The sequence below is a fragment of the Micromonospora sp. NPDC005215 genome, assembly GCF_040607915.1.
Classification (GTDB): Bacteria; Actinomycetota; Actinomycetes; order Mycobacteriales; family Micromonosporaceae; genus Micromonospora.
Genome location: NZ_JBEXHQ010000097.1, coordinates 1 through 6,870, shown reverse-complemented (window position 1 = coordinate 6,870; position 6,870 = coordinate 1). Strand labels below are relative to the sequence as shown.

Below are 6,870 nucleotides of genomic sequence, written 5' to 3'. Positions count from 1 at the left end.
ACAGCCCCTCCGCCCGGTCTTCGCCGAGCGCGGTGAGCCGGTCGCGGAGCCGGGACGCCTCCGCCGGGCGCAGTCCGGGCACCCGGCCCGAGCTGCGCAGGGATCAAGCCTGACCGCCCGGAGCAGCTCGGGCTCCGGCGAAAACCCACTGCCGCAACCAGAGAAAATCAGAGAACCAGCCGAGCCTTGTGGAAAGCCTCCGCCTCGTCCTGCGACCCGACCTTGCCGTACATCCCGACCATGAGCAGCACCAGGGCGACGGCCATCACGACGATGACGGTGACGATGCTGAAGTTGAGGATGTTGGCGTCGGTCCGGATGAAGGCGAGGCTGGCCAGGCTGATCACCATCAGGGCGTACGCCAGCCACTGGTTGATCGCCACGTCGATGTTGCGGCCGAGCGCGGTGCCGACCAGCACGACGATCCCGAGCAGCACGCTGAGCAGCGAGAAGGCGAGGTTCGTGCCCTGACCGAGGACCCGGGTGTCATCCTGGGCGAGGATCTCGTTGCCGGTGCTCGTGATGATGCCGAGCACACCGAAGACCACCAGGTACAGACCGGTCAGCCCGCCGATCGCCCGGTAGATCGGCCGCGCGGGGTGGTTGACGGGGGTGTGGGCCATGTCTGAGTCTCCAACGCCGTGGGGTAGGTGTCGCCGACGATTGTCCCGCATGTGGCGGTGTGACGCCGCACACGGCCCCCGGGCCGGTGCGTCCGGCCCGGTCAGGTCTCGGGAAGCTCTTCGGCGAGCGTCATCCAGGTCTCCTCGATCCGCTCCCGCTCGGCGCGCAGATCCTTGAGCTGAGTGTCCAGGTCGGCGACCCGGGCATAGTCGGTGGCGTCCGCCGCGAGCTGGCCGAGCAGGGTGGTCTCGCGCTGATCGAGCTTGCTGAGCTGCCGTTCCAGTCGGGTCAACTCCTTGCGGGCCTGGCGGACCTCGGCGGCGGACCGGCCGCCTCCCGAGGGAGCAGCGGGCGCGGAGGGCGAGGTGACGCCCGCCCGCGAGAAGCCGGCCCGCTCCGCGGTCCGGGCGAGGTATTCGTCGACACCGCCCGGCAGGTGCACCAGCCGGCCGTCGCCGAACATCCCGTACGCGGTGTCGGTGACCCGCTCGATGAGGTAGCGGTCGTGGCTCGCCACGATGATCGTGCCGGGCCACGAGTCGAGCAGGTCCTCCAGCGAGGCGAGGGTGTCGGTGTCCAGGTCGTTTGTGGGCTCGTCGAAGAGCAGCACGTTGGGCTCGCCGGCGAGCAACCGCAGCATCTGCAACCGGCGGCGTTCCCCACCGGAGAGATCACTGACCGGGGTCCAGAGCCGCCGGTCGTCGAAGCCGAACACCTCGGCGAGCTGCGCGGCGGAGACCTCCCGGTCACCGAGCTGCACCCGGCGGGCGACCTCCTCGACGGCTTCGAGCACCCGCAGGTGCCCCGGCAGCTCGGTAAGCTCCTGCGACAGGAACGCGGGCCGCACTGTGGAGCCGGTGCCGAGGCGACCACCGTCGGGGCGGGTGATGCCGGCGAGCATCCGCAGCAGCGTGGTCTTGCCGGCGCCGTTGGCACCGAGGATGGCGATCCGGTCACCCGGGCCAACCTGCCAGGTGACGTCGCGCAGGATCTCCTTCGGGCCGGCGTGCAGCTCGACGTTCTCCAGGTCGTACACCTGCTTGCCGAGGCGGGAGGTGGCCATGCGCTGAAGGGACATGGTGTCGCGCGCCGGCGGCACGTCGGCGATCAGCGCGTTCGCGGCGTCGATGCGGAACTGCGGCTTGGAGGTCCGGGCCGGCGGCCCACGGCGCAGCCAGGCGATCTCCTTGCGGAGCAGGTTCTGCCGGCGGGCCTCGGTCGCGGCGGCGACACGTTCGCGCTCGGCGCGGGCGAGGGTCCAGGCGGCGAAACCACCCTCGTAGGCGCGGACGGTCTGGTCGGCGACCTCCCAGGTGTTGGTGCAGACCGCGTCCAGGAACCACCGGTCGTGCGTGACCACGACCAGGGCGCCCTTGCGCCCCACCAGGTGCCGGGCCAGCCAGTCGACGCCGCCGACGTCGAGATGGTTGGTGGGCTCGTCGAGAATGAGCAGGTCGGAGTCGCGAACGAGCAGCGCGGCGAGCGCCACCCGTCGCCGTTCGCCACCGGACATCGGGCCGACCGGCTGGTCAAGGCCAAGGTGCGGCATGCCAAGGCCGTCGAGGATGCCCCGCACCCCGGCGTCGCCGGCCCACTCGTGCTCGGCGCCCATGCCCTCGTTCAGCCAGGCGGTGCCGAGCACGACATCCCGGACGGTGGCGTCGGGGGCGAGGGTGAGCTGCTGCGGCAGCCAGAGCACGCGGAGGTCACGGCGGTGGGTCACCCGGCCGTCGTCGGGGTCCTCCTGCTTCGTGAGAAGCCGCAGCAGGGTGGACTTGCCGGCGCCGTTGAGGCCGACCACGCCGATCCGGTCGGCGTCGTCCAGGCCGAGCGAGACGTCCGTGAGCAGCCGCCCTGCCGCGCCGTACCCCTTGGACACCCGGTCCAGATTGACGATGTTCGCCACGTTCCACCCTTCATGATCAAGGCGTCCGGGTGCCGGCGGGCACCTGGACGCCTGACCCAAGGGTACGCGGACGCCCTCGCTGCCCGCGCCGCGCGCCCGCGGGCCCGCTGGGACGCGCCGTCAGGCGACGCGGGCGCCGGCGACCGGACCGTGCGCGACCCGCGCCTCCCGGCACACGCCAGCAGCGGTCAGCTCGGCGGCGATCCGCTCCGCGTCGGCCGCGTCGGCGGCGAGGAACACGCAGGTTGGCCCGGAACCGGAGACGATGCCGGTGAGCGCACCGGCTGCCTCTCCCGCCTTGAGCGTGTCGGCGAGCGCCGGGCGCATGGCCAGCGCGGCGTCCTGGAGGTCGTTGCCGAGCGTCCGGGCCAGCACCCGGGGGTCCCGCTGGCGCAGCGCGCCCAGCAGCCCGTCGGTGCTGCCCAACGGTGCACCGGCGGCGCCGGCCTCGCGCAGCCGATCCAACTCCCGGTACGCGGCCGGGGTGGACAGGCCGACGTCGGCGATCGCCACCACCCAGTGCCAGGAGGTGGGGCGGACCAGCACCGGGCTGATCGCCTCGCCCCGGCCGGTGCCCAGCGCGGTGCCGCCGTAGATCAGGAACGGCACGTCGGAGCCCAGGTCGGCGGCGATCCCGGCCAGCTCGTCGCGGGACAGCCCGGTGCCCCAGAGCGCGTCGCAGGCCACCAGGGCGGCAGCCGCGTCGGCGCTGCCACCGGCCAGCCCACCGGCGAGCGGGATCTGCTTGCGCAGGTGCAGTCGGGCGTGCGGCAGCACCCCGGCGTACCCGGCGAGAGCGTGCGCGGCGCGGATCACCAGGTTGCTGTCGTCCAGCGCCAGCTCGCCGGTGCCCTCGCCCTCCATGGTCAGGGCGAGCGTGTCGCCCCGGCGGGCCGTCAACTCGTCGTAGATCGAGATGGCGTGGTAGACGGTGTTCAGCTCGTGGTAGCCGTCGCGGCGCAGCGGACCGACCCCGAGGTGCAGATTGACCTTCGCGGGCACCCGGACCTTCACCGGCCCGATGGCCCCACGCCGCTCGTCCTCGCCGTCCGGTCGCCAGGCCTCGGTCACAGGGTGATGTCCCGCACGTGCAGGCGGATGTCGAACGGCATGGCCACGATCAGCTCCTCGGCGTCCTCGGCAGGCACGGCGTCAGCCTACTTCGCGGCCCGCGTACCGGCCGGAGCCGACGCGGCGATGGCGGCGAACTGCTCGACGGTCAGGGACTCTCCCCGGGCGCCGGGGTCGACGCCGGCCGCGGTGAGGGCGGCGGCGGCGCGGTCCGGGCCGCCGGCCCAGCCGGCCAGGGCGGCGCGCAGCGTCTTGCGGCGCTGCGCGAACGCCGCGTCGACAACGGCGAAGACCTGCTGCCGCGGTACGTCGGTGCGGGGTGGTTCGTGGCAGCTGAAGGCGACCAGACCGGAGTCGACGTTGGGCACCGGCCAGAACACGTTCGGGGGCACCCGCCCGGCGCCTCGGGCCTGGGCGTACCAGGCGAGCTTGACCGACGGGATGCCGTACACCTTGGAGCCGGGGCCTGCGACCAGCCGGTCGGCGACCTCCTTCTGCACCATGACCAGGCCGTGCCGCAGGGTGGGCAGCACCGCGAGCAGGTGCAGCACCACCGGCACCGCCACGTTGTAGGGCAGGTTCGCCACCAGCGCGGTCGGCGGTGGGTCGGCCAGCTCGGCGGCGTCGACGCGCAGCGCGTCGGCCCGGTGCACGGTGAGCCGGCCGGCGTCCGCTCCGGCGTGCCGGGCGACGGTCTCCGGCAGCGCCCCGGCGAGCACCGGGTCGATCTCCACGGCGTGCACGTGCCCGGCGACCGGCAGCAGCCCCAGGGTCAGCGAACCGAGCCCGGGGCCGACCTCCAGGGCCACGTCGTCGGGGGTCAGCCCGGCGGCGGTGACGATCCGGCGGACGGTGTTCGGGTCGTGCACGAAGTTCTGGCCCAGCTTCTTGGTGGGCGCGACGCCCAGCCGGGCGGCGAGTTCCCGGATCTCCGCCGGGCCGAGGAGACCGGTCATGGCTGGCAGCGTAACGGCGGCGTCGGGGCCGGCCGTCGGGCCGGGCTCACCACGGACCGAAGGCCCGGTCGCCGGTGGCGGAGATGGCCGCGCACAGCTCGTCCAGGTCGCTGCCGGTGGTCGCGGCGAGCGCGCGGACGGTGAGCGGGATCAGGTACGAGGCGTTCGGTCGGCCCCGGTGCGGCGTCGGCGTGAGGTACGGGGCGTCGGTCTCCACAAGCAGCTGGTCCACCGGAGTGAGCGCGGCGGCCTCGCGCAGCGCGGCGGCGCTGCCGAAGGTGACGGTGCCGGCGAAGCTGAGCAGGTAGCCGCGGCGGACGCACTCGCTGGCGAACTCGGCGTCACCGGAGAAGCAGTGCAGCACCACCGTGTCCGGAGCACCCTCGTCGTCGAGGATCCGCAACACGTCGGCGTGGGCGTCCCGGTCGTGGATGACAAGCGCCTTGTCGTACCGCTTGGCGATGGCGATGTGCGCCCGGAAGCTGGCCTCCTGCGCGGCACGCCCCTCGTCGCCGGTCCGGAAGAAGTCCATGCCGGTCTCGCCGATCCCCCGCACCCGGTCGCGGGCGGCGAGGGACTCGATCTCCCGCAGCGCCTCGTCGAGGTTGTGCAGCCGGGGCGCCTCGTTGGGGTGCAGCGCCACTGTGGCCAGCACTGCGGGATACCGGTCGGCGGTGTCCGCGCCCCACCGCGAGGAGGTGACGTCGACCCCCACCTGGACCAGCCGGTCCACGCCGACCCTGGTGGCCAACGCGACCGCCACGGCAACCGGGTCGTCGGCCGGCCCGCCGCCGGGCACACCGGCTTCGCTGACAGTGATGTCCAGGTGGGTGTGGCTGTCCAGCACCGGCCGGGGCAGCGGCTCGGGGGCGGGCGGAAACTCTCCGGCCCGCCGGGCGGCACGCTCTCGACGGGATTCAGTGGGCTCGCTCATCAGCGACAGCATCACACACCGGGCCTGTCCATCTGCCCGCCACCCGACGTTCACCCCGACTACGCCGCGCGACTCTACCGTCGCCGGGTGAGCGAGCGCAGCGAGCGAACCAGGAGGCACAGCGGCGTGGCGCCTCGCGCCGCTGCCGAGCGGAGCGAGGCGGCGGCGTGAGCGTCACACCCCACGCGAGCGGCGCGGCCGGAGAACGAACCGGGCTGCACGTGGCGTTCGGCGGGGGTGTCTACCCGGCCGAGGAGATTTCCCGCGGCGCCGCGTACGAGCTGTTCAGCGCCGACGAGGTGGCCGGTTTCGAGTGGGCGCCCCGACCGGGCAGCGCCCTGCCGTGGCACCGGTTCGTGCACGTCACCGAGGTGACAGCGGTGCACGGCGGCACGGAGCCAGCCGACGAGCCGGAGACGCCGCTGATGATGCCCGCGCACCGCGAGCGGGGTTGGGCGTACCTGCACCAGCTCAGCCAGCAGCCGGCCGCGGCGGGTGACCCGACGCTGGCCGCGGCACGGGCGTCGGCGGTGGTCCGGCGGGGCACCCGGATGGTGAAGATCCTCTCCGCCCAACAGCTCGCCGGGTACGTCCGGGGCTGGTTGCCGCACGGCTTCTGCTACCGCGAGCATGACGTGGCGCACCTGCGTACGCCGGCGACGACGACGGTGCTGCGTACCGACGGTGAGGTCAGCAGGGACGGTCCGGAGGTGGCGTACGTGTTGCGCTGGCGGGCGTCCGACCCGGGCGACTACGACGTGCCGGTGGGCGAGGCACACCGCGGCCTGACCGCGCTGGGATCCCGGGACCGGCTCGGCGCTCCGGTGCTGGGCACGGGCTTCGTGCCGAGCAACGGTCAGCTCGTCCCGGAGTTCATCACCCGCGACTTCGCCGACCTGCCGATGCCGGCGAACGCCGCCCTGATCGCCTATCCGGCGGAGGGGGTGGAGGTGGTGCTCTACACCTTCCAGGCCGAGCAGCGCGGTTGGCTGCGGATGGTGGGCCCGCAGTGGCGGCACCTGCTGGCCGCGGTGCCGGGCCTCCCTCCGGACCAGGAGTACGTGCCGAACGCCGACGCGCCGCGCTCCACCCAACTGGTCGGTTGGTTCGGCGACAACGAGTACGAGGCGGTGGCCGACCTGCCCGGCGGGTTCCGGGTGCTGGCGATGACCCGGGCGGCCCGTTACCCGGTGAGCGCGGTGGTCCGCCGGGTCCGGTTCGCCCAGTGGCGGGGCGTGCCGTGCCTGGTGCTGCGGGAGGAGGCCGGTTGGTTGCGGGTGCGGCTGCGCCACCCGAACCCGGACGCGGTGGTCGCGACCGGCGCGCAGTGCCACGAACGGGGGGTCTACGAGACCTGGGCGCCGGGCGCCGAGGTGACC

6 protein-coding genes are annotated in these 6,870 nt (G+C 73.5%); 1 reads left to right on the top strand and 5 read right to left on the bottom strand.

From position 1 onward, the window contains the following. Window positions 1-167: 167 nt before the first annotated feature. The 5 genes from ABZU25_RS34190 to ABZU25_RS34170 all read right to left on the bottom strand — a co-directional run bounded on the left by ABZU25_RS34190 (window position 168) and on the right by ABZU25_RS34170 (window position 5,503). Window positions 168-623, bottom strand: coding sequence for a DUF4383 domain-containing protein (locus tag ABZU25_RS34190; protein ID WP_355033499.1), 456 nt, complete (start codon window positions 621-623; stop codon window positions 168-170). Window positions 624-724: 101 nt separating this feature from the next. Continuing rightward, window positions 725-2,530, bottom strand: a complete 1,806-nt coding sequence (locus ABZU25_RS34185; RefSeq protein WP_355033498.1) for an ABC-F family ATP-binding cassette domain-containing protein — start codon at window positions 2,528-2,530, stop codon at window positions 725-727. A gap of 120 nt (window positions 2,531-2,650) precedes the next feature. Then, window positions 2,651-3,601: a 4-(cytidine 5'-diphospho)-2-C-methyl-D-erythritol kinase gene (locus ABZU25_RS34180; protein ID WP_355033497.1), complete on the bottom strand. Its 951-nt coding sequence runs from the start codon at window positions 3,599-3,601 to the stop codon at window positions 2,651-2,653. Between the two features lie 86 nt (window positions 3,602-3,687). Next, complete coding sequence (rsmA, locus tag ABZU25_RS34175) at window positions 3,688-4,557, bottom strand: 16S rRNA (adenine(1518)-N(6)/adenine(1519)-N(6))-dimethyltransferase RsmA (RefSeq protein WP_355033496.1); 870 nt, start codon at window positions 4,555-4,557, stop codon at window positions 3,688-3,690. 46 nt (window positions 4,558-4,603) lie between these two features. Continuing rightward, window positions 4,604-5,503 (bottom strand): TatD family hydrolase, encoded by a 900-nt coding sequence (locus ABZU25_RS34170; RefSeq protein WP_355033495.1) that lies wholly within the window; start codon window positions 5,501-5,503, stop codon window positions 4,604-4,606. A 155-nt stretch (window positions 5,504-5,658) separates the two neighbouring features. On the opposite strand from ABZU25_RS34170, the gene ABZU25_RS34165 reads away from it, so the two are divergent. Then, on the top strand, window positions 5,659-6,870 hold a 1,212-nt coding region (locus tag ABZU25_RS34165; protein ID WP_355033494.1), incomplete at its 3' end, for a hypothetical protein.